This is a genomic window from Cupriavidus nantongensis (assembly GCF_041726985.1).
In the GTDB taxonomy this organism is placed as follows: Bacteria; Pseudomonadota; Gammaproteobacteria; order Burkholderiales; family Burkholderiaceae; genus Cupriavidus; species Cupriavidus nantongensis_A.
Genome location: NZ_CP168302.1, coordinates 1,116,291 through 1,138,708, shown reverse-complemented (window position 1 = coordinate 1,138,708; position 22,418 = coordinate 1,116,291). Strand labels below are relative to the sequence as shown.

The 22,418-nt window shown below is 69.2% G+C and carries 18 protein-coding genes; 6 read left to right on the top strand and 12 right to left on the bottom strand.

The window, feature by feature from the left end; translation table 11 throughout:
• Positions 1–56 precede the first annotated feature (56 nt).
• The 7 genes from ACEI37_RS04820 to ACEI37_RS04790 all read right to left on the bottom strand — a co-directional run bounded on the left by ACEI37_RS04820 (position 57) and on the right by ACEI37_RS04790 (position 6,466).
• Positions 57–410: a flagellar protein FliT gene (locus ACEI37_RS04820; protein ID WP_373377587.1), complete on the bottom strand. Its 354-nt coding sequence runs from the start codon at positions 408–410 to the stop codon at positions 57–59.
• Between the two features lies 1 nt (position 411).
• Positions 412–837, bottom strand: coding sequence for a flagellar export chaperone FliS (gene fliS / locus ACEI37_RS04815; RefSeq protein WP_373377586.1), 426 nt, complete (start codon positions 835–837; stop codon positions 412–414).
• A 32-nt stretch (positions 838–869) separates the two neighbouring features.
• Positions 870–2,276 carry a flagellar filament capping protein FliD gene (fliD, locus tag ACEI37_RS04810; protein WP_373377585.1) on the bottom strand — a complete coding sequence of 469 codons (1,407 nt, stop codon included), beginning with the start codon at positions 2,274–2,276 and terminating at the stop codon, positions 870–872.
• A 34-nt stretch (positions 2,277–2,310) separates the two neighbouring features.
• Positions 2,311–2,667 carry a flagellar protein FlaG gene (locus ACEI37_RS04805; protein WP_373377584.1) on the bottom strand — a complete coding sequence of 119 codons (357 nt, stop codon included), beginning with the start codon at positions 2,665–2,667 and terminating at the stop codon, positions 2,311–2,313.
• A 147-nt stretch (positions 2,668–2,814) separates the two neighbouring features.
• A complete protein-coding gene (locus ACEI37_RS04800) occupies positions 2,815–4,104 on the bottom strand; it encodes a FliC/FljB family flagellin (RefSeq protein WP_116297019.1) in 1,290 nt (429 codons plus the stop codon).
• A gap of 234 nt (positions 4,105–4,338) precedes the next feature.
• Positions 4,339–4,665, bottom strand: a complete 327-nt coding sequence (locus tag ACEI37_RS04795) for an RNA chaperone Hfq (RefSeq protein WP_373377583.1) — start codon at positions 4,663–4,665, stop codon at positions 4,339–4,341.
• A gap of 844 nt (positions 4,666–5,509) precedes the next feature.
• Positions 5,510–6,466 (bottom strand): oxygenase MpaB family protein, encoded by a 957-nt coding sequence (locus ACEI37_RS04790; protein WP_373377582.1) that lies wholly within the window; start codon positions 6,464–6,466, stop codon positions 5,510–5,512.
• Positions 6,467–6,706: 240 nt separating this feature from the next.
• On the opposite strand from ACEI37_RS04790, the gene ACEI37_RS04785 reads away from it, so the two are divergent.
• Both ACEI37_RS04785 and ACEI37_RS04780 read left to right on the top strand, forming a co-directional pair.
• Positions 6,707–6,985, top strand: coding sequence for a hypothetical protein (locus tag ACEI37_RS04785; RefSeq protein WP_373377581.1), 279 nt, complete (start codon positions 6,707–6,709; stop codon positions 6,983–6,985).
• Between the two features lie 279 nt (positions 6,986–7,264).
• The gene (locus ACEI37_RS04780; protein ID WP_373377580.1) at positions 7,265–7,699 is read left to right on the top strand and encodes a BON domain-containing protein; all 435 of its coding nucleotides are present in this window, start codon (positions 7,265–7,267) and stop codon (positions 7,697–7,699) included.
• Between the two features lie 119 nt (positions 7,700–7,818).
• Here the strand turns inward: ACEI37_RS04780 and ACEI37_RS04775 are convergent, their stop codons facing one another.
• The 4 genes from ACEI37_RS04775 to ligD all read right to left on the bottom strand — a co-directional run bounded on the left by ACEI37_RS04775 (position 7,819) and on the right by ligD (position 14,751).
• The gene (locus ACEI37_RS04775) at positions 7,819–8,880 is read right to left on the bottom strand and encodes a Ku protein (protein WP_373377579.1); all 1,062 of its coding nucleotides are present in this window, start codon (positions 8,878–8,880) and stop codon (positions 7,819–7,821) included.
• 216 nt (positions 8,881–9,096) lie between these two features.
• Positions 9,097–11,133 carry a response regulator gene (locus ACEI37_RS04770; RefSeq protein ID WP_373377578.1) on the bottom strand — a complete coding sequence of 679 codons (2,037 nt, stop codon included), beginning with the start codon at positions 11,131–11,133 and terminating at the stop codon, positions 9,097–9,099.
• A 299-nt stretch (positions 11,134–11,432) separates the two neighbouring features.
• Entirely contained in the window at positions 11,433–11,837 is a 405-nt protein-coding gene (locus tag ACEI37_RS04765) for a hypothetical protein (RefSeq protein ID WP_373377577.1), read from the bottom strand.
• A gap of 127 nt (positions 11,838–11,964) precedes the next feature.
• The gene (gene ligD / locus ACEI37_RS04760) at positions 11,965–14,751 is read right to left on the bottom strand and encodes a DNA ligase D (protein WP_373377576.1); all 2,787 of its coding nucleotides are present in this window, start codon (positions 14,749–14,751) and stop codon (positions 11,965–11,967) included.
• Positions 14,752–15,018: 267 nt separating this feature from the next.
• Here ligD and ACEI37_RS04755 point away from each other — a divergent pair, with 267 nt between their 5' ends.
• Both ACEI37_RS04755 and ACEI37_RS04750 read left to right on the top strand, forming a co-directional pair.
• Positions 15,019–16,023: an SDR family oxidoreductase gene (locus ACEI37_RS04755; RefSeq protein ID WP_373377575.1), complete on the top strand. Its 1,005-nt coding sequence runs from the start codon at positions 15,019–15,021 to the stop codon at positions 16,021–16,023.
• Positions 16,024–16,298: 275 nt separating this feature from the next.
• Positions 16,299–18,314 (top strand): ATP-binding protein, encoded by a 2,016-nt coding sequence (locus tag ACEI37_RS04750; protein ID WP_373377574.1) that lies wholly within the window; start codon positions 16,299–16,301, stop codon positions 18,312–18,314.
• On the opposite strand, the gene ACEI37_RS04745 is transcribed toward ACEI37_RS04750, so the two are convergent.
• Positions 18,299–19,348 carry a sigma-54 interaction domain-containing protein gene (locus ACEI37_RS04745; RefSeq protein ID WP_373377573.1) on the bottom strand — a complete coding sequence of 350 codons (1,050 nt, stop codon included), beginning with the start codon at positions 19,346–19,348 and terminating at the stop codon, positions 18,299–18,301. The two genes, ACEI37_RS04750 and ACEI37_RS04745, sit on opposite strands and share 16 nt — an antisense overlap.
• 381 nt (positions 19,349–19,729) lie before the next feature.
• Between ACEI37_RS04745 and ACEI37_RS04740 the strand changes: the two genes are divergently transcribed.
• Positions 19,730–21,130: a sigma-54 dependent transcriptional regulator gene (locus ACEI37_RS04740; RefSeq protein ID WP_092314495.1), complete on the top strand. Its 1,401-nt coding sequence runs from the start codon at positions 19,730–19,732 to the stop codon at positions 21,128–21,130.
• A gap of 159 nt (positions 21,131–21,289) precedes the next feature.
• The gene (locus ACEI37_RS04735) at positions 21,290–22,213 is read left to right on the top strand and encodes a sensor histidine kinase (protein WP_373377572.1); all 924 of its coding nucleotides are present in this window, start codon (positions 21,290–21,292) and stop codon (positions 22,211–22,213) included.
• The last annotated feature ends 205 nt before the right edge of the window (positions 22,214–22,418 follow it).

Below are 22,418 nucleotides of genomic sequence, written 5' to 3'. Positions count from 1 at the left end.
CAGGGGACGGCAGGCGGTGCGGCCTGCCGGAAAGAGGGAGCGGCGCTCAGGCCGCCTCAGGTGGTGGCGCCGGTCGTAACGCCATACGCGGCGCTCAGTTCGAATTGCCGGCGCGAGCTGGTCAGCATGTCGCCGAGCCGCTTGAGCTGCGGCAGCGCCAGGTCACGGATGCGGGCGTCGTAGGTCAGGATCCGGTCCAGCAGCTGGTAGCGCCGCATGCGCTCGGCATCGGAGAACGGGGCGTCGTGGTCGAGCTGGCGCAGGCGCTCTACCTGGGCCAGGTAGGCTTGCTGCAGCGTGGTGACCGTGTCCCAGTCGGCGCCCTGCGCGGCTTCATGCATGCGCGCGGACAGCGCGAGGATGTCCTCGTAGCAGGCCACGATCGGCGAAAACACTGGAGGGATGGCCATGTCAGTTGTCCTGTAAGGCGGGTTGCCGCTCGGCCCCGGCGGCGGTGTCATCGATCTGCGCCCAGGCCGAGGCCAGGGTCTCCAGCAGCGCGTCGACCTCGCTCAGCAGCGCTGCGTCGCTGCGCAGGTTGGCCAGCATCAGCCGGCGCACCATGTATTCGTACAGCGCTTCGAGGTTGGCCGAGATCTCGCCGCCGGCGTCGTGGTCGAGCACCGCGCGCAGGCCGTTGTCGATGATGTCGATGGCCTTGGAGATGGCATTGCCGCGCTCGGCGATGTTGCCGCCTTCCAGGTGGAACCTGGCCCGCGCGATCGCGGCGCGCGCGCCGTCATACAGCATGGCGATCAGCTTGTGCGGGCTGGCGCTCATGGCACCGGTCTGGACGCCGACCTGGGCGTAGGCATTGGCGGATGCGCGGGCGAACATGGCTGGTTCCTCGTGGCGGTGGGATGCGGCGGTTACTTCTTGATGCTGTTGTTGAGCGCGTTGAACTGCTGCGTCAGGTAGCTGCTGGTGCGGTTCATCTGCGACACGACCAGGTCCAACTGCGTGAACTGGGCCTTGTAGCGGTCGATGGTGGCGGTGACGCGGTCCTGGACCCGGTCATAGTCGTCCTCCAGGTCCTTCAGCGTCTTGGTGATGCCGTCCTGCGCCACCTTGAGCGCGCCGTCGGTCTTGCTCAGGCCTTCGATATAGGTGGAGGCGCGCTTGCCGATGCCGCCGTCGCCGGTGGTGCTCGAGAACAGCGAGGTGACCCGGCCCAGGTTGTCGTTCATCGCCTTGCTCAGCTTGGCGTCGTCCAGCTTCATGGTGCCGTCTTTCTGGAACGTGATGCCGACGTCGATCAGCGTGATGGTGCCGCCGTTGCCGTCGTCCATGGCGCCGCCCAGCATCGAGCGCAGGCTCGACTGGATCGAACGCAGCGTGCCGTCGCCGGTCAGCGCCGCCGACGTGCCGGCCTTGGCATCGAATGCCGTCAGCGACTTGGCGGTGCTCTGGATGTTGTTGTACGCGGTGACGAAGGCCTGGATCGAGGCCTTGATCGCGTCGTTGTCGCGCGTCACCACCAGCGAAGTGGTGCCGGTCTTGGACAGGTTCATGGTCACGCCCTGCGCGGCGTCCACCACCGCATTGCTCTGGCTGACCACGTCGATGCCGTTGATCTTCAGCGTCGCGTTGGCCGGCGGTACCTTCTGCTCCATCTTGTTGGCGGCGGGCGCGGCGGCCGGGTCGAAGGCGACCACGTTGTTCAGCGCCGCATCCGTCGACGACACGCGCATGGTGGCCTGCGTGCCGGTCTTGTCCGAGGTCAGCACCAGGCGATACGGGCTGGCGCTGCCGTCATTGACGATGCTGGCGGTCACGCCGATACCGGCCTTGTTGATGGCATCCCGCATGCCTTCGAGCGACGAGCCCGCCGCGATGGTGACCTTCTTGGTGCTGGTGGGGGCGCCGCCGGTGGCCAGCGCCTCGCCGAAGTCGAACACCAGCTCGCCGCCGCCGATCGCGGCCTTCTGGTCGGCCACGTTGCCGCTGACCAGAGACTGCGCGGTCGCCAGCGTGTTGACGGTGATGGTGTAGTTGCCCGGCACGGCATTGGCCGCGGTGGTCACCGACATCACGTCCGGCGTGCCGACCGAGGCCTTGACCGCGCCGAAGGTGGCGGCGTTCGACAGCTTCGTGGCGGCGGCCTTGTAGGCGTCCAGCACGCTCTGTACCTGGCTGTAGGCGGACAGCCTGGTCTGGTAGCTCTTGGCCTGCGTGTTGATGGCGTCAAGCGGTGCCTGCTCGGCCTTCTGCAGCTGGTCCAGCAGGGTGCTCAGGTCCAGGTTGGAGCCGATGCCGATGGAGGAGATCGTTGCCATTTTTATTGTCTCGTCTTCAACTGGTGATCAGGTCTCAGGCCGCCTGGCTGACGAACAGCCCCTGCAGCTTGTCGATGGCGCGGGCGATGCGCAGCACCTCATCGGTGGGCATCTGCCGGATCAGGTCGCCGGTTTCCTTGTCGATCACCTTGGTGACGACACGGTGCGTGGCCTCGTCGATCTCGAAGCGCAGGCCGATCGAGGTGGTCTTGAACGCTTCCACCAGCTCCCCGATCGCGGCGGATGCGGCGACGGCTTGCGCCGGGGCGCGCGCAGTGTCTTTCTCCGGCGCGTGCAAGCCGGCGCGTGCGGGGGGCGCCATCGCGCCGGGGGCCGGCACCTCGGACGGCAGGCGCACTGCGGTCGGTTTCACGGTAGGGGGAAGCGCCATGCTCGGCTCCGTTGGCGTGTGGCGGGTTCAGGTTGAAACGCTTGGCAGGCAGCGGTCTGCCTGCGAAACGCTCCAGCGCGTTCCGGCTGCCCTGGCAAAAAGGCCGGGCCTTGCGGCCCAGCCTCGTATGCCAGTCTGCGGATGCGATTAACGCAGCAGCGACAGCACGCTCTGCGTGGTCTGGTTGGCTTGCGACAGGACCGAGGTGCCAGCCTGTTGCAGGATCTGCGCGCGGGTCATGTTCGACACTTCCGTGGCGTAGTCTGCGTCCTGGATGCGCGAGCGCGACGAGGACAGGTTGGTCACGGTCGTGCCCAGGTTGGCGATGGTCGAGTCGAAGCGGTTCTGCACGGCACCCAGCGAGCTGCGCAGGTCGTCAACGATCTTCAGCGCGGCGTCCAGCTTCTTCAGCGGGTCGACGCTCGACGCGCCGGCGAATTCAGCCGAGGCGCCAGCGCCGCTCAGGACGATGTCGGTGCCGGTGTTGTCGAAGTCGGTCGGCGTGGCGCCGCCGTTGGCCAGCGCACCAGCGCCGACGGCGAAGTTGCGGCCTTGCACCGTGGCGAACGCGGTCACGGTACCGGCGCTGTCGACGCCTACCTTGACCAGTTGGTTGGCCAGCGCAGTAGCGGTCGTCACGCCGTTGCTCGGGTCGGTGAACTCGAGGTCGGCCACGTTCAGCACGACATCACCCGTGGCATCGTCGACCGAAGCCGCGTAGAAGTCGTCGCCCGACTTGACCACGTAGTTGGCGGTGGCGGCACCGGTGGCGTCCTTCACGTTGTGCAGGCTCAGGCTGCTGGCCGCAACGCCCAGCGAGGTGGCGGCCGACGACAGGTCCACGGCGGTCGGGGTGGCGGCAACGTTGGTCTGCGTGATGGCTTCGCTGACGTTCAGGGCGTTGCTGCTCAGGCTGAAGCCCTTCAGGCCCAGCGTGGTCGAATCGATCTGCTTCAGGTCGATGGTGATGGTCTCGCCGTCGTTGGCGCCGACCTGGATGGTCAGCGGCTTGGCGTTGGCGGACAGCACCTTCACGCCGTTGAAGTCGGTCTGCTGCGAGGTGCGGTCGATTTCCGACAGGCGTTGCGAGATTTCGTCCTGGATCGACTTCAGGTCCGAAGCCGAGTTCGAGCCGTTGGCGGCCTGCACGCTCAGTTCACGGATACGCTGCAGGTTGTTGTTGACTTCGGTCAGCGCGCCTTCGGTGGTCTGCGCCAGCGAGATGCCGTCGTTGGCGTTGCGCTGGGCTTGCGTCAGGCCGCGGATGTTGGCGGTGAAGCGGTTCGCAATCGCCTGGCCGGCGGCGTCGTCCTTGGCGCTGTTGATGCGCAGGCCCGACGACAGGCGCTGGATCGCCGTGTTCAGCGACGATTGCGAAGCGTTCATGTTGTTCTGAGTCATCAGAGACAACGAATTGGTGTTAATGACTTGCGCCATGGTACGACTCCTATATGCAAAGTTTTGGGCATTCCGGCTAGTGCCGTAACGTTGGCGGCCTGCTTTGCAGGGCGTAGAGTGCCTCCGTTGCTTGGGTTATCGACCGGGCAAGGCAAAGGTTTAGAGTGATCTCCGCGATAGTTTCGCGGGGTGCCGGCTGGGCGGGGAAAGCGCAATCCGGCGCCGTATGGCGACGGGGGGCAAATGCGGGAAGGGGGCAGTCCGTGCGCCGGCCTAGCGGCGCTTGCGCGTGCGCGGAATATAGAGCGGCACGAAATCCGGCGCAGCCACCGTTTCCGGCGCAACCCCTATTACCTCCGGCGCGTCGGCCGGCGTGACCAGGCAGATGGCGCGCTTGTAGACCACGGTGGGCTGGATGTCGTCCGGTTGCCGGCCGAGCAGCAGCACGAAATCGTCGGCGGCCAGCACCAGCCCGTGCAGCCGGGCGCCGTTGGACAAGTGCACGATCACCGGGGACTGGGTGATGCGGTACGCGGCGAATTGCTGGGACTGCAGTTGCCGTCGGCTGGGTTGCTTGGGCCGGATTTCCTTCTTCTTCACAACGACTCCGGAAGAGCCCGCAAGGGTTCTGGCGGCTGATAACGGTCCGTTGGCCGGCGGCTTGGGGTGCGGCACGGCCTGGGCGGCAGGGGAAACATCCGCTCTCGGTAACGGCGACCGGACTGGCCGCCTGGATTGCGCCGAGACCCGACCCTGCGTGCGGGCCCCGGAATGTCGTGCAATGGCCGGCGGTTGGCGCTGCCAGAAGAGAAGGGGAATACTTCAGGGGTGAGAGTAACAAAGTTTTACAAACGTTGACGGACGGCACGGCACGCATGATCTAGAGTCAACGCTCTACTAATGTTGTTGCCTTTCTCTATGTATTGAGGTAGCGGATCTCGCCATGGACGAGCGTGCCGAGGCGCCCGCCTGGCCGGCAAGGCCAGGCGGGCATTGGGCTGGCGGGGATTTGCCAGCCTCTGCAAGAAGTAGCCTGAAAATGATTTCAGGGGCAAAAATGCCAGAAGTACGCAACGGCGTGCGTTTCGCGCTAGGGGAATCCCCTGATAGAAGCGGGATTTACACCTCATGTAAGCGCGTTTATATTCGTAACAAGAGCTGTTTGGCTCGAGCAGTCCTGGAAAGCCTACGAGCACCCCGCGCGTGGGCTTCTTTTTTGCCCGCGTCGTTTGAATCGCGCTCTGCGGCGCTGTGGCCGGGCGGTCGAATAACCCGACCGGCCGTTCGGAATGCCGAGCCACATTTAACGCCACTTCCCCGGCGTCCGATTCCCTGAAATGCGGGGGATTCCGGCGCTAATTCCGCTTTGCAACCAAGAAGCGTTCGCTGATCGGCCCGTGTCGGGTATGCGCACGCCGTTCGCGGCCCGTCCGGGCTTAATCCCTCAGCCGGTCTGAGCGTCCATGCCGCGCGCCACGCGTCGCCGGGCCCGCGCGGCCAGGCCCGCGCCCAGGGCCCACCGCAGTGCCGGCGCCAGCACGTGCATGCCGGCCAGCGCCGCGGAGCGGCGGATCGAGGGCCCGTCCAGGTCGAGCTGGCGGCGCGCCCATGGCGGCAGCAGCGCGATGCCCGCGTCGGCCATGATGCTGACCGCCGGCTGCAGCAACGGATTGGCCACCGGCATCTTCCTGACCAGGCGCACCACTTCGCGGGTACGCTCGCTGGCCAGCAGCGCGGGCCGCATGGACTCGAGGTAGGCGTCCACTTCGGCGCGTGAGCGCGGCACCTCGGCCGCGCCGAGCAACTGCGCGATGCGGGCCACCTCGGCGTAATAGCGGTCCTGCGCGGCAGCGCCGAGCGGCCCGACATAGCGCAGGTATCCCGCCAGGAAGCTCGAGACCTCGGCCACGTGCACCCAGGTCAGCAGCGCGGGGTCCGATGCCGCGTAGGGCCGTCCGTCCGGCGCGATGCCGGACACGCCGGTATGGATGCGCCGCACGCGTTCGATCAGCGCCATGGCGTCGGCGCGGCTGCCATAGGTGGTGCCGGCGATGAACTGCGCGGTGCGGCCCAGGCGGCCCTGCATGTCGGTGCGAAAACTGGAGTGGTCCCATACTCCCGCCAGCGCCAGCGGATGCAAGGTCTGCAGCAGCAGCGCGCTGACGCCGCCGGCCAGCATCGCCGGGAAATCCGCATGCACGCGCCAGCAGACCGCTTCGGGGCCGAACAGGCCGGGGTCGCCGGGCGGGTTGTCATAGTCCAGGCGCAGTCCCGAATTGCTGCGGGTCAGCGCGCGCACGTGCGCACCGGCCTGCTCCCGCAGTCTTGCGGAGAGCTGATGCAGCGGGCCGCGGCGCTGTGGCGTGGCGCTGCCCGGGGCGGGGTCAGTGACGCTGGACAAGGCTGGAACTGCCTGGAAGGAAAAGGGATTGGGCCAGGGCCAGCATACACGGGATGGCGGCGACCTGCGCGCGCTACGCGCCGCCGCGCCCCACCCGTAAAAAGGGCCGGAGCCCCGTTCAGGGTTCCGGCCTGCCAATCTCCGGCGTATGCCCCTGCGTCAGCACCGCATGTTGCTCACGCACATACCCGGATAGCTGCCTGGTTGTAGCGGCTGGGGTTATTGCTGGCGTTGTCCGCCTTGTCCGCCTTGCCCGCCCTGCTGGCCACCCTGCCCACCCTGGCCGCTTTGCTGGCCGCTGCGTTGGCCGCCTTGCTGGCCGGGCTGCGAGCTGCCGCGGTCCTGCTGCTGTTGTTGGTCCTGCATGCGGTCCTTGTCACCCATCTGCCCGCCGCCTTGTTGTCCCGGTTGCTGCTGGCTGCCGCGTTGGCCAGTTTGCGATTGTTCCTGCTGCTTCTGGCCAGATTGCGATTGGCCCGACTGCGATTGACCCGGCTGTTGCTGCTGTCCCATTGCTAGCTCCTTGACGCGGCGAACTGCCGCAGACCTTGCTTCGCAATCGCCATGCCAAGCGCGACAGCGCCGCCACGCCGCCTGGGCCGGCGCGATGCGCGCGATGCGCCACGCGCGCGCCGCGGCGCTTTTACAACGCGTGGCCCGTTTTACACAGCATCCGGCCCGCTGCCGCGGGCACCGCCCGGTCCGCTATGGTGGGTATGGAGCTTGCTGAAAAATGCCTTGCCAGTGGCGCCGTGTGCCAGCCCGGCCGCGGGGCGCTGGACCGTCAAGGAGGAAGCCATGCGATTTTCCCGAACCACCGCGCGCCCCGTGCGCATGGCCTGCGCCGTGGCGCTGGCTGCGGCTGCCGGTAGCGCGCTGGCGCTCGACAAGAGCGGGCTGATCTTCGTTGCGACCGACGATGCGCCGGTGGCACCGGTCAACTCGGCGCCTGGCATGCCCGGGCGGCCCGATCCGGACAGCAGCGCGGTGACGGGCGTCAATCAGGCCAAGCAGAGCATCGAGGACAGCGCCATCACCACGAAGATCAAGACCCGGCTGCTCGGCACCAAGGACCTCAAGTCCACCGGCATTCGTGTGACGACGCAGCAGGGCGCGGTGGAGGTCAGCGGCACGGTGCCGACCCAGCAGCAGCATGACCTTGCGTTGAAGACGATTCGCAGCGTCGAGGGGGTGACGTCGGTGAATGACAATTTGAAGGTGTCGACGCGGTGAGGGGGGCGGTGGAAACTCGACGGGTGGAACTTTGTTGAGACGCTGGCCCTCACCCCGGCCCTCTCCCGCGAGCGGGAGAGGGAGTACCCAAGCGGCACGTTTGAGTCCGTAGAAACGGATCAGGCCGCGCGCTTCCTGCTGGTCGTGCCGGCGCTCTTGCGCGCGGCTGGCGCGTGCGATTCGCTCTTGGCGGCGCGCTTGGCGCTGGCGGTTTTTGAGCTGGTGCTGCGGGTGCGCTTGGCCGGTGTGGCGCTGGTCCGTTTGGCGGCGGTCTGCTTGCGTGCGGCGGCGTGCCGCGCGGTAGCCTTGCGGCGTGCGGGCTCGGCTTCGGTTTCGGTCTCTGTCTCGGCCTCGCTCTCGTCTTCCTGCTTGCCCTTGCCGCGCTTGCCCAGGCTCTGGCGCAGCAGCGCCACCATGTCGATGACCTTGGCACCCTGGCGCGGCGCTTCTTCCTCTTCCGCAGGCGGGGTTAGCTGGTGGGTCTTGCCGGACTCGATCTTTTCCTCGATGCGCGTCATCAGGTCGTCGCGATAGGTGTCGCGGTATTGCTCCGGGGCCCAGTCCTCGCTCATGTCTTCGACCAACTTGCTCGCCATCTCGATTTCTTTGGCACGCGCGCCGGTGGCCTTGCCGGTGGCGGCCTTCGGCAGGCTCAGTTCGGAGATCGGCAGTACCTCGTCGGCGAAGCGCATGGTGTTCAACACCAGCGCGTCGTCGTGCACCAGCATTGCCGCCAGGTGCTGGCGCGCGCGCAGCACCACCAGCGCCAGCGCGGCCTTGCCGGTGCGGCGCATGGTTTCGTGCAGCAGCGCATAGCCGCGCTCGCCGCGCTTGTCGGGCTCGAGGTAGTACGGGGTGTCGAAGTAGTACGGCGGAATGCTCTCGGCATCGACAAAGCTGACGATGTCCACGGTCTGCGTGGCCTCGACATTGGCCCGGCGGAAATCTTCCTCGTTGAGCAGCACGTACTCGTCCTTGGCGTACTGGTAGCCCTTGACGATATGCTCCTTGTCGACCGGCTTGCCGGTGCTCTTGTTGATGCGCTGGTAGCCCACCGGGGCCATGTCGCGCACGTCCAGCAGGTCCAGGTCTAGCGACTGGCTGCGCGACGCGGGGCGAAGGACGACAGGGATGTTGACGAGGCCGAAGGCAATGGCGCCTTTCCAGATGATGCGGGACACTTGATCGCTCCTTTGCCACGATTGCCGGCACGTTGCGGCGGCGGTGGCGGCATGTCGCCCGGAGGCGGGTCTTCCACGGGTTGGGGCGGACCGGGCGGCGGCTCCGGCGGCGGGACTTCGGGCTCGCGGGGCGGGATGTCGGGATCGGGCGTGGTATGCACGGATAGCTCCTTGTTCAAGGCACGGTTCCAGGCTTCGGCTGGCGCAAGCCTGGCGCTAGGCGCGCTCCGCGTCCAGTTCGTCCAGCAGCCGCGTCAGCGCGTCCAGGTCGGCGGGCTTGACCAGGTGCTGGTCGAACCCCGCCTCCAGGGCGCGGCGGCGGTCCTCGGGCTGGCCGAAGCCGGTCAGCGCGACCAGTTTGGCGCCGCGCAGTTCGGGCAGCGCGCGCAGCCGTCGCACGGTTTCAAAGCCGTCCATGGCCGGCATGCCCAGGTCCAGCAGCACCAGGTCCGGGCGCGCGTCGCTTGCGCGCGCCAGCGCGCTGGGGCCGTCGGGCGCGGTCACCACGGTATGCCCCATCGCCTGCAGCGCCATCGTCATGGCCTCGAGCGCGTCGACGTTGTCGTCCACCACCAGGATGCGGCGCGGCACGCTGCGCCGCGGACCGGCCTTGCCGGAGCCGGGATGCCAGTTCTGCCACGGCTCGACCGGCAGCGTCACGGTGAAGGTGCTGCCCTGGCCGGGGCCGGCGCTGAAGGCACGAATGGTGCCGCCGTGCAGCTGCACCAGCTTTTGCACCAGCGTCAGGCCGATGCCCGGCCCGTCATGCGGGAAGGCGCTGTGATGCGTCTCCGTCGGAGCATCGTTCTCCCTGGCCGGGTCGGACGGGGCCAGCGGATCGAACAGTTGCCGCTGCAGCGCCGCGGACAGGCCGGTGCCGTTGTCGCGCACGCGAACCATGACCTGCCCGCCCGAGACCGCATCCGGCACGGTCTCCGGCGCGCTGTCGTCGAAGCCGGCTTCGACCGAGATCACGCCGCCGGCCGGGGTGTACGCGGCCGCGTTCTGCAGCAGGTTGCTGAAGATCTGCGTCAGGCGCACCAGGTCGCCGCGCACCGGCAGCGGCTGCTCGGGCAACGACAGCCGCAGCGTGTGCCGGTAGGCGTCGAGCACCGGGCGCACCGCTTCCACCGCGGTATTGAGCGCGGTGCGCAGCTCCACCAGGTCTTGCCGCAGCGTGATGCGGCCCTGGTTGAAGCGCGAGATATCGAGCAGCTCGTCGACCAGCCGGGTCAGATGATGCACCTGCCGGCCAATGATGTCGCGCGCGCGGAACATGTCTTCGCGGGTGGGCGCCATCTGCTGCAGCAGGTCGGCGGCGCTGCGCAGCGGCGCCAGCGGGTTGCGCAGCTCATGCGCCAGCATCGCCAGGAACTGGTCCTTGCGCCGTTCCTCGTCGCGCAATGTGCGCCCGGCGCGGTTCTGCAGCGTCACGTCCTGGCAGATCCCGGCAATGCGCGGCGGCGGACTGCCCGCAGCAGCGTGCGTGCCTTCGGTGTCGTCCGCGCCGCCATGGCTGCGCATGGGAAAGGCGCGCGCGCGGACTTCGCGCGGCTCGCCGCCGGGCAGGACCAGGCCGAATTCGATATCCATGCTGCCGTCGCGCAGCATGCGCTCTACGGCGGTTTCTACGCGCGCGCGGTCGGCCGGCGCCACGCGTTCCAGGCACAGGCGCGGGTCGTCCATCAGCTGCTCGGCCGAGTAGCCGCACACTGCCGCCAGCGATGAACTGGCAAACAGCAGCCGCCGCGTCGACGGATCGAGGATCCACACCACGTCGGCCAGCGATTCGGCGAGCTGGCGGAACATGTCCTCATGCTCGTGCAGCGCGCGCGAGGTGCGGTGGTAGGCGTCCTCGGCACCGCGCAGCCGCAGCAATGCCTGGATGCTGGACAGCAGTTCCTCGGGTTCGGCGGGCTCCACCAGATAGCCGTCGGCGCCGCAGTTCAGCGCTTCCACGCGCTGGCGCGACTGGGCCAGCCCGGGGGACGTCAGCAGCACCAGCGTGCGCGCGGTCTGCGGGTCTTCTTTCAGCAGACGGCACACTTCCAGGCCGCTGATATCGGGCAGCCTTGCCGACAGCAGCACCAGTGAGGGCCCGTGCTGGCGCACCAGCGACAGCGCCGAATGGCCGGTGACGGCCTCGATCACGGAAAAGCCGCCGCGATGGAGGATGCGGCTCTTGACGTAGCGCGGCCCTTCACGATCCTCTACGTTCAGGATCAGCGGGGCGCGGTCGACTTGCGGCTTCATGGCTTCACACTGAGCGGCGCAGCGGCGCACGCCCGCAATGGCCGGCAGCACGGCGTGGCACCGCCGTGTAAAAGCGCGCCGTTCCCCGCTGGTCGTGTGTAAGGCTTACCACGGTGGCGCGTACTGCCTTTGAAAATTTTGCAAGCTCCCATCCCCCAGATCATCGCCGTCCCCTTGATCGTCAACATAGCCGCAGAGTTTTTGCGCGGGCCGTTCCGCTTCGCAGTGGCAAGACGCGTGCCGGCTTGGCAACGTCGCGGTTAGGGAAAAGCGCGGGGTGGCGGGGGTAGCGTCCGGGGCTAGCGGCGCGCCGCCTCGCCGCTGTGGGCCTCGGCGCTGGGCGAGGTGCCGCCTTGCGGGCCGGTGGAGCGCGGCGCTTCGGCGGCCTTCTGCGGGATCTTGCCCGGTTCGGTCCAGCCCTTGTAATCGGTGCCGCCCTTGCCAAAGCGCGCGGCAATGCGGTCCTGCACCACGGCCAGCGCATCGGCTTGCTGCTTGGCGGTTTCGGCTTCCTTGGCCTTCTTGGCTTCGGCTGCCTGCTGCTGCTCGGGCGTTGGCGCGGGCAGCTTGGCCTGCACCGGTGCGGCCGCGCAGGACAGCATGGCGCAGGACACCAGCAGGCGGCGCAGGCCGCGGCGGTTGCGCGGGGCCGCGCCGGTGGTGCCGGCGGCGCGCAGGTTCGCGAGAATCTTGAGTGGGGCCATGGTCTGTCTCCGTGGGGTTTTGCCGTCCTGGCGTGATGCGCAACATGGATATCGCCGGGACACACTCGTGACCAAGGGGCAAGAAATGTGCCGCCGGCCGCGGGCCACGACAGCCCCGGTGCAGGCGCTATCCGGCGCGCGCCAGGCGTGCCGCGGCGTGCGTGATGGCCTGCCGGGTGCCGGCGTAGTCCGCCCACGGGTCGGCCGCTTCGAGCGCGTCCAGCCGTGCTTCGACGTTGGCGACGGTCCATTGCGCGGCGCTGGTCAGCGTGTCAAGTTCCTCCCACGCCACCGGAATCGACACGCCCAGCCCGGGCCGCGCGCGCGCCGAGAATGCCGCCACCGTGGTGGCGCCCATGCCGTTGCGCAGGTAATCGATGAAAATCTTGCCGACCCGATTGCGCGCGCCGCTCTTGGCGACGAAGCGCTGCGGCAGCGTCGCGGCCACGTGCAGCACCACGTCGCGCGCGAAGTCCTTCAGCTCGTCCCAGCCCGCGCGCGGCGTCACCGGCACCACCACGTGCAGGCCCTTGCCGCCGCTGGTCTTGAGGAAACTGGCCAGCCCCAGCTCGTCCAGCAACGCCTTCATCAGCGCGGCCGCCTCCTGCACCTGGTCCCAGGGCACGCCCTCGCCGGGGTCGAGGTCGAAGATGATGCGGTTGGGCCGGTCGATGCTGCGCTTGCTTGCGTTCCAGGTATGGAACTCCACCACGTTGAGCTGCGCGGCCGCGACCAGCGCCTCGGCCGAGGCAATCTCCAGCAGTGCGGGATGTCCCGGCCACAGTCCGGGGTCCAGCACGTTGAGGCCGTCCACGCGCAGCGTGTCACTGTGGCGCTGGAAGAACTGCTCGCCGCCCACGCCTGACGGCGCGCGCACCATCGCGATCGGCCGCCCGCGCAGGTGCGGCAGCATCAGCGGCGCGGCGCGCTCGTAGTAGCGCACCAGTTCGCCCTTGGTCAGGCCCGACTCGGCATCGATCACACGCCCGGCGTTGCTGATCGAGACCTTGCCGTCCACCGCGGTCTGGCGCCTGGCCGCGCCGGCCTTGGATTTGGGCGCAGGCTTGCTTGCCGGCTTGTCCTGCGTCGTGGCTGCCGCCTTGCCTTTGCCCGCGGGCGCCGCCGGCTGCTCCACCGAGACCGCGCCGGCGGGCTTGTCGGTGCGCAGGCCATGGAACACCGCATGGCGCACCCGGCCTTCGCGGGTCCAGCTGCCGAACGAGACCTCGGCCACCAGCCTGGGCTTGACCCAATGCCCGCGCACGCCGGCCGGCACTGTGTGAAACGGCGAGGCATCGGCACGCAGCGCATCCAGTTGCGCACGCAGCTCGTCCAGCGTGCGGGTGTCAAAGCCGGTGCCGACATTGCCCGCATAGCGCAGGCGCCCGCCGCTGTCGTGCACGCCCAGCAGCAGCGAGCCAATGCCATTGCGGCTGCCCTTGGGATCGGTAAAGCCCGCCACCACGAATTCCTGGCGCAAGGTGCATTTGAGCTTGATCCACGTATTGCTGCGCGCGCTGACGTAGCCGGAGTCGACACGCTTGCCGATCACGCCTTCCAGCTTCATGCGGCACGCCGCGTCCAGCATGTCGCCGGCACTGGCTTCGAACTCCTCGCTGAACTGCAGGCGCGGCGAGGCGTTGTGTTCGAAGAGCCGGCGCAGCAGCGCGCGGCGCTCCACCAGCGGAACCTTGCGCAGGTCATGGCCGGCGAAGTAGGGCAGGTCGAAGACAAAGTACTGGATGGCTTCGACGCGCGAGGTATCGAAGGCATTCTGCAAAGCCTGGAAATCGGTCTCGCCGCGCTTGCCGAGCACGACGATCTCGCCGTCGAGCCAGCCGTCGGGCAGGCCCAGCGCGCCGACATCGCGCGCCAGCGCGCGCAGCTTGCCGGTCCAGTCATGGCCCTGGCGCGTGAACAGCCGCACGTCCTTGCCGTCGACGCGCGCCAGCAGCCGGTAGCCGTCGAACTTGATCTCGTAGCGCCAGGCCGCGGCGTCGGGCGGCGGTTTCTCGACCAGCGTCGCCAGTTGCGGCGCCAGCGCCAGCGGCAGCGCCGCACGCGTTGCGCCGGGCGGCGGCTTCAGCGTGCGGATGGCATCATGCGCTGCCGGCGCAGCGGCTTCGGCCGCCGGGCCTGCCTCGGACGCCTTGGCGGCGCCGGCGCGTTTGGCCGCGGGCTTGCGCTGCGTGCCGCCCAGCACGCTGTCTGGCAGGGCTTCGACCACGTCGAACTCCGATGCCGGCACCGCGGCGTCGTCGCGTTCCTTGATCAGCAGCCACGCGTCCTGCTCCTTCTGCCGACTGCCGTGCATGCGCACCAGGGTCCAGTGCCCGTGCAGCTTTTCGCCGCGCAGTTCGAACTTGAGCTTGCCGCTGCGGTAGCCGGCCTCGGGGTCGCCCACCGGAACCCAGGTGCCGCGGTCCCAGACGATCACCGTGCCGGCGCCATAGTGCCCGGCGGGGATCACGCCCTCGAAGCCGGCGTAGTCCATCGGATGGTCTTCCACATGGACCGCCATGCGCTTGTCGGCGGGATCCAGGCTAGGCCCCTTGGGCACGGCCCAGCTCTTCAGCGTGCCGCCCAGTTCCAGCCTGAAATCGTAGTGCAGCCGCCGCGCCGCATGCTTCTGGATCACGAACGACAACGCCGCGGCGCGCTTGCGCGGCGCGGCGCGGGCGGCAGCACCGCTGGGCTCGGGCGTGGCGCCGAAGTCGCGCATGCCGCGGTATTTTTCGAGCGCCGCCGGCGTGCCTGTAGCCCGTGCCTCTGGGCGAACGCTTGCGGCCCGCCTGGTGGCGGGCTTCGCCGAGGTCGTCTTGGCGGGCTTGCTGCCCGTCCCCGCGGCAGGCTTCGTCGCGCGCTTGCCAGCGGCGCGCGGCGCGCGCGAGTCCTGCGAAGTGGTCTTGGCCATGGCGGTCGCCGGTTGCGTGGATGCATCCAGCTTAGGCAGCACATGGCCGCGCTGAAATCGGCGCCCGTCCTACATACCGGGTCGCGCGCATAGCCAGGAGGGATGCGCCCCCGGCGCCATGTGGTTCTTACCAGGGGTTGTAAATCTGCCGTGGACGTCATGCCCCGCCGCCGCGCTCATGGCGGATCCGCAACGGGAACGCTCCTTGCGACTTTGCACCGATACGCCCGGCGTCGGGCCGGGCCTCCCCACTGGAGGAAGCGGCAGATGAAACCCACCTTGAAGAGAATCAGCTCGCAGGTCATTGTGCTGACCGGCGCCAGCAGCGGCGTTGGGCTGGTCACCGCGCGCAAGGCGGCGCAGCAGGGCGCACGCCTGGTGCTGGTGGCGCGCAGCGAGGGGTCGCTGCACCAGCTGGCGGAAGAACTGCGCGAGCAGGGCACCGAAGTGATCACCGTGGTCGCGGATGTCGGCCGGCACGATGAAGTCGGCAAGGTGGCGCATGCCGCGATCGAGCGCTTCGGCGGCTTCGACACCTGGATCAACAACGCCGGCGTGACCATCTTCGGGCGCCATTGCGACGTGCCGCTGGAAGACCAGCGGCGGCTGTTCGACACCAACTACTGGGGCACCGTGCATGGCTCGCTGGCGGCCGCGGCGCACCTGCGCGAGCATGGCGGCGCCATTATCAACATGGGCAGCGAGGCCGCCGACGGCCCGATGCCGCTGCAGAGCGCCTATTCGGCCTCGCAGCATGCGATCAAGGGCTTCACCGATTCGCTGCGGCTGGAGCTGGAACAGGAGCAGGCGCCGGTCAGCGTGACGCTGATCAAGCCCGCCGGCCTGGAAACGCCGCTGGCGATGCACGCCAAGAACTTCCTCGATGTCGAGCCGCGCCTGCCGCCGCCGCTGTACGACCCGGCCCTGGCCGCCGACGCGATCCTGTTCGCCGCGGAAAATCCGCGCCGCGAGCTGTTCGTCGGCGCCGCGGCCAAGGCCTTCTCGGCCGCCGCGTACCATGCGCCGCACACCTTCGACCGCTTCATGCGCCGCTTCATGGGCCGCGCGCAGCAGACCCGCCATCCGGCCGGCCCGCTCGAGGACAACGCGCTCTACGGCAGCGGCAGCGGCCTGCAGGAGCGCACCGGCGCTCACGCCGCGCTGCATTCCTGCCCGTACACCACCACCGCGCGCTACCCCATGCTGACCACCGCGCTGGTGGTCGGGGCCTCGGCCGCCGTCGCGGCGATGGTCCAGCTGCGGCGTCGCTAGCGTCCACCTGCGCCCACGCCGCGCGCTGCCCGGGAGGGCATGCGTGCGGCGGGCCGCCAATTCCCTGCCTCCACAACGCGTACTGCGCACGCTGCGCCGCCATATCGGGTGGCGCATGGGCCGCGAGCGCCTATCATTGACTGGAATGCCCGCACTCGCGGGCATTTGGGCCTGTGTCGCGGCACCCGGGCCGGTGGCTGCGTGCCGCGCCGGCCGGGCCGGCCTCGACCCAAGCTCCCAACCTCCTGACTTCCGAACCTCTACCCACGATCCTCATGTCCGGGCTGCAAGCGGCAACCGAAGTTCGCGCGATCCCCCTGGAAACCTCCGGCAGCCTGTCGCCGGACGATGAAGCTGCGCAACTGGCGCAGCGCTATCGCCGCCTGCTCGACGCGGTGCAGGACTGCGCGGTGTTCGAGCTCGACGCGCACGGCGTGATCGTGGCGTGGCCCGAACCGGCGCGCCGGCTGTTCGGCTACAGCGCCGCGGAGATTGCCGGCAGCCACCTGTCGCGGCTGCACCGTCCCGAGGACGTTGCCGCCGGCCTGCCGCAGCAATGGCTCGCTGCGGCCGCGCACGCCGGCCAGGCGCGCGACGAAGGCTGGCGCGTGCGCCGCGACGGCAGCCTGCTGCATGCCAGCTGCGAGCTGCGGCGCATCGACGCCGCCGACGCGCCCGCCGCTGCGCCAGCCGGAGCAGGCGTGCTTGCCGAGGGCGCATCGGGCGCCGGCTTTATCGTGTCGTGCCGCGACACCACGGTGCAGCAGGCCGCCGCCGACCACGCGCGCCTGGCCGCCGACAAGCTGCGCCTGCTGGCCGAGAACCTGCCCTGCACCGCGGTCTGCGAACTCTCGCTCGACGGCACCATCCGCAGCTGGAACGCCGGCGCGCGCGCGCTTGCCGGCCACACCGCCGAGGAGGCGGCGGGCCAGCCCCTGGCCTGGCTCTATACCCGCCAGGATGCCGCCGCGGGCCGGCCGCAGGCAGCGCTGGAAGCGGCGCGGGCCTGCGGGCAGTGGGCCGGCGAAGAACGGCTGGCGCGCAAGGACGGCTCGGTGGTGCGCTGCGCTACGCGCATGGTGCTGGTGCGCGACGCGGCCGGTTGCCCGGAAAGCCTGCTGTGGACCGCGCGCGACCTCAGCGATGCGCTGCGGCTGGAAATGCTCGATGCCGGCAACCGCCGGCTGCAGTCCTTCCTCGCCATCCTCGCCCACGAACTGCGCAACCCGCTGGCGCCGGTGCGCAATGCCGTCGAAGTGATCGTGCTGACCCCCGACACCGGCCCGCGCGTGCGCCGCTGCGCCGAGATCATCGACCGCCAGCTGCGCCAGGTCGAGCGGCTGGTCAACGACCTGCTCGACGTGGGCCGCGTCACCGCCGGCAAGATGAAGATGGAACTGACGCCGACCTCCTACAACGACGTGGTCACCACCAGCCTGGAAGCGATCCGTCCCACGCTGGAAGCGTCGGGCCAGCAACTGGTGGTGGCGCTGCCGCAGGTTTCGCCCTTTGTGCGGGCCGATGCCGCGCGGCTCGGGCAGGTGCTGCTGAACCTGCTCAGCAACGCCGCCAAGTACACGCCGCGCGGGGGGACCATCAGCGTGCATGTCAGCGTGGAGGCGGAGCGCGTGATCACTGCGGTGTCAGATACCGGCCGGGGGCTGGAGCGCGCGGCGCTGGACCGGATCTTCAACCTGTTCGCGCAGGAGAGCGACGCCGGCAGCCGCAGCGGGCTGGGCATCGGCCTGGCGCTGGCCAAGGCCATCCTCGAAGCGCATGGCGGCGCGATCCAGGCCGACAGCGCTGGGGCGGGCAAGGGCAGCACCTTCACCGTGATCCTGCCGCGCGCCAGCGCGCGTCCGGCCGAGCCCGCCTCGCTGCCGCGGGGCAAGGCGCCGCGCCGGCGCGTGCTGGTGGTCGATGACAATACCGATTCCGCCGACAGCATGGCCGAACTGCTGACCCTGCTTGGCCACGAGGCCAAGGCGGTGCACAGCGGCCAGCAGGCAGTCGGCGTGGCCGCGGCGTTCCGGCCCGACTGCGTGCTGCTCGATTTGCAGATGCCCGACATGTCGGGCTATGAAGTCCTGGAAGCGCTGCGCGAGGATCTGCGCGGCCGCGCGGTGCAGTTCCTGGCGCTGTCGGGGCGCGGCACCGCCGAAGAACAGCGGCGCAGCCGGCAGGCCGGCTTCCATGCGCACCTGACCAAGCCGCTGTCGATCGAGACCCTGTCGCGTGCCCTGGCCGAGCCGGTGCCGGCCAGCCCCGCGGCGCCTCACAAGGAGCGGTAGGCGTCGAGCCGGTTGTAGAGCGTCTTGAGGCTGATGCCGAGGGCGCGCGCGGCCTGGCGCTTGTCGCCGTCGAAGCGCGCCAGCGTCGCCATGATGATCTCGCGCTGGGTGTCGGCCAGCGTGGTGCCGACGCGCACGTTGACCACGCCGTCGACGGTGGTCGGGCGCGGCGCCTGCGTGGCGAGGTTGGGGTTGCCGATCTCCACCACCTTGTCGGCGAGGATAAAGGCTCGGTAGACCGCGTTCTTCAGCTCGCGCACATTGCCGGGCCAGTCGTAGCGCACCAGGCGGTCTAGCGAACCCGCCGAGAAGCTCTTGTCGGTCCGCTCCATCGCGTTGTACTCGGCCAGGAAGTGGCGTGCCAGCGGCACGATATCATCGGGCCGCTCGCGCAGCGGCGGGATATGCAAGGGGAACACCGCCAGCCGGTACAGCAGGTCCTCGCGCAGCTGGCCGCCGCGCACGGCTTCCACCGGGTCGCGGTTGGTGGCCGCGAGGATGCGCACGTCGGTGGCGATCAGCGTATCGCCGCCGACGCGGTGGAAGGTGCGGCCCTCCAGCACGCGCAGCAGCTTGATCTGCATCTCCAGCGGCATCTCGGTGACTTCGTCGAGAAACAGCGTGCCGCCCTGGGCCTGCTCGAAGTAGCCCGCCTTCTGCTCGATGGCGCCGGTAAAGCCACCCTTTTCATGGCCGAACAGTTCGGATTCGATCAGCGTGGGCTGGATCGCGCCGCAGTTGACGGCAATGAAGGGGCCGTTGCGGCGGGCGCTGCGTTCGTGCACCGCGCGCGCCACCACTTCCTTGCCCGAGCCGCTTTCGCCCACGGCCAGCATGGTGACATCGGTGGGCGCGACGCGCTCGATCTGCGCCAGCAGGCGCTGCATCGCGGGCGCGGTGCTTTCCCACAGCAGCGACACCTGCGACGGCACGGCGCGGCGCGGCGCGGGTTCGCTTGCCGGCGCGGCGCCGGCGGCGTGGCTGGAGGCGGGGGCGGCGTTGCTGCGCCGCGAAGTGCTGGCGGTCACTGGCACGGGTTGCTGGCCCGAAATCGGCCGATCGAGGGTTGCAGGTGGCGGGTTGCCGGGAGAAGTTCCTATGCTAGCCTTTGGCGTGGGGGCTTGCCATAGCGGCGCGGGCCTGCGCGGAAACTTCCGACAGCTGTGTCAGACGGACACCGGCAACGACCGTGCCTGCCCGAGCTTAGACTGGCATTACGCAGTGTGGACCCGCCCCCGCGGACCAGAATCCGCAGTCAGGGTCGAGCCCCCTGTGCCTGCCATGGCCGTCGTATGCGCCACGCATGAGGCGCGCCGGCGGATTTCCGCTGACCCGTGACGGTCGGCGTTGCGGTTGCGGAAGGCAGCGCCCGGGGGTTTGCCTTGAGTTCCCATTAGGTCTCACTGACGGATCGTATGCCCCACATCCTGATTGTCGACGACGACGAAAACGCATGCGCCGCCCTGGCCGAGATCGTAGCCATGGAAGGCTTCACCTCCGCCACCGCCGGCACGCTGCGTGAAGCGCGGCTGCAGATCGGCTGGCGCATGCCGGAAGCCATCGTGGCCGACCTGCGCCTGCCCGACGGCAACGGCATGGAGCTGTTCGAGGAGGTCGGCGCGTCCGGCGTCGAGGTGATCCTGACCACCGGCTACGCCAGCGTGGAGAGCGCGGTGGAAGCGCTGCGCGCCGGCGCCACCGATTACCTGGTCAAGCCCATCAACGTCGCGCGGCTGCAGACCGTGCTCAAGCGCCTCGCCACCACCGGCGAACTGCGCGCCGAGATCCATTCGCTGCGGGGCGAATTGCGCCGCTATGGCCGCTTCGGGCGCCTGATGGGCAGCTCCGAGGTGATGCAGGCGGTCTACGACCAGCTCGCGCGCGTGGCGCCCACCGAGGCCACCGTGCTGCTGATCGGCGAAAGCGGCACCGGCAAGGAGCTCGCCGCGCAGACCGTGCACGAACTGTCGGCGCGCCGGCGCCAGCCGTTCCTGGCGGTCAACTGCGGCGCGATCTCGCCCACGCTGATCGAAAGCGAGATGTTCGGCCACGAGCGCGGCAGCTTTACCGGCGCCGACCGCCAGCACAAGGGCTATTTCGAGCGCGCCGACGGCGGCACGCTGTTCCTGGACGAGATCACCGAGATGCCCGCCGAGCTGCAGGTCAAGCTGCTGCGGGTGCTCGAGACCGGCACCTTCATGCGGGTGGGCACCAACCGCGAATGCCATGCCGACGTGCGCGTGCTGGCCGCCACCAACCGCAACCCCGAGGAAGCGGTCGCCGACGGCAAGCTGCGCGCCGACCTGTTCCACCGGCTCAATGTCTTCCCCGTGGAGCTGCCGCCGCTGCGCGCGCGCGGCGACGACGTCATCCAGATCGCCAACATGATGCTGGACCAGCTCAACGCCGAGCAGGGCTTGCAGCGCCGCTTCGCGCCCAATGTGCTCGACAGCCTGCGCCTGCACGCATGGCCCGGCAATGTGCGCGAGCTGCGCAACTTCGTGCAGCGCGCCTTCATCATGGCCGACGACGACCTCATCACCGAAGCGCAGGTGCCGCTGCAGGTCGCGGCCACGCAGGCGCCGGGCGCGGCGGTGGTGTCGGTGCCGGTGGGGATGTCGCTGGCCGACGCCGACCGCCAGCTGATCTTCGCCACGCTTGAGCAGTGCGCGGGGGTCAAGAAGCACGCGGCGGAAATCCTCGGCATCAGCCTGAAGACTTTGTACAACCGGCTGGAAGATTATGCCGCCCGTGGCGAATTGCCAGAGTGGCTGCGCGCCTCGCGCAACGACTCGGGCCCGTCCGCAACGGGATGACGGCGTGCGCCAGTGCTTGGGACCACGGGGATGGCGGGCATGCGCAGCGTGCGCGGTGCCGGGCGGGGCGCGCGCAGCACGTTTCTTGCTTCCGAGCAGGGCAACGTCCCCGGCCGATCCGGCCTGCCCTGTCGCCTGGCCCCTGCGGCCGCCTTGCACATGACGCAGCTACTCCCGCCGTCCGGCTTGCCGGGCACCCCCGAGCCAGATTCCGCGCGGTCGCGCGCTTCGCAGGCGTCGAACGCGGAGCTGGCCGGCAGCGGCAGCCCCCAGCCGGTGCGCAGCGTGCAGGAAGTCGGCACGCTGATCGAGCAATCCGCGCATGACCTGCGCTCGTCGCTGAACGCCATCCAGAGCTGGGCCTATGTGCTGGACCGCGCCTTTGATACCACGCCGGCGCCGGCGCAGCGCGCGCTCGACGGCATCCGCTCGGGCATGCAGCAGCAGCTGGCGCTGATCGAGGAAATGGAAGAGGGGGTGCGGCTGCTTGCCGACGAGACCCCGCCCCGCTGGCAGCAGCTGGACCTGCGCACGCTGGCGCTGCAGGCCATCGCCGACCGGCGCCATGCGGCCGAGGCGCGCGGCGTGCTGCTGTCGCCGCTGAGCGCGGACGGCTCCGCGTCATGGTCGGAGGCAGCGACCCCATCGACCCCATCGACCGCTCCGGACGCTGCCCCGGACGCGGCGGATGCCGCCGCCTACCGCATCGACGGCGATGCCATGCGGCTGGCGCCGTTGCTGCGGCATCTGCTGGTGCACTGCATCTGGCGCGCACCCACCGGCGGCGCGGTCAGTGTGCACCTGTTCAGCGAGCCCGATTACGTCAAGCTGCGCATTACCGAAAGCCCGCCGCTGGATTCGCAGCGCAGCGCCAGCCGGCTGGCGGCGCTGACCGACTTCTTCGGCCGCCGCCCGCCGCAGGGCGGCGAGCCGCCGTCCCGGCAGAGCAGCGCACTGCTGCTGACGCGGCGCATGGTGGAAATGCACGGCGCCGTGCTGAGCGCGGAGAGCGACGGCTGTGACAGCGACAAGGTCAGCGTCTGCATCGCGGTCCGGTTCCCGCGGCATATGCGCCTGGCCTGAAGGCGCGTCTGTCGGCGATCTCGATGTAGTTTTTACCAGGCCGGCGCCACGCTACGCGTACCACTTGCCCGCGGCGCCATCGCGCGGTGGCCGCGCGCCACGGTATGGCAGTGTTCACACGCGCGCTGCAGCGCCTGCCTGCGTGCAAGGCCGCTGACAAATTTCTGGCCCGCCCCTTGCATGGATCAAGCACCCTAAACCAAGG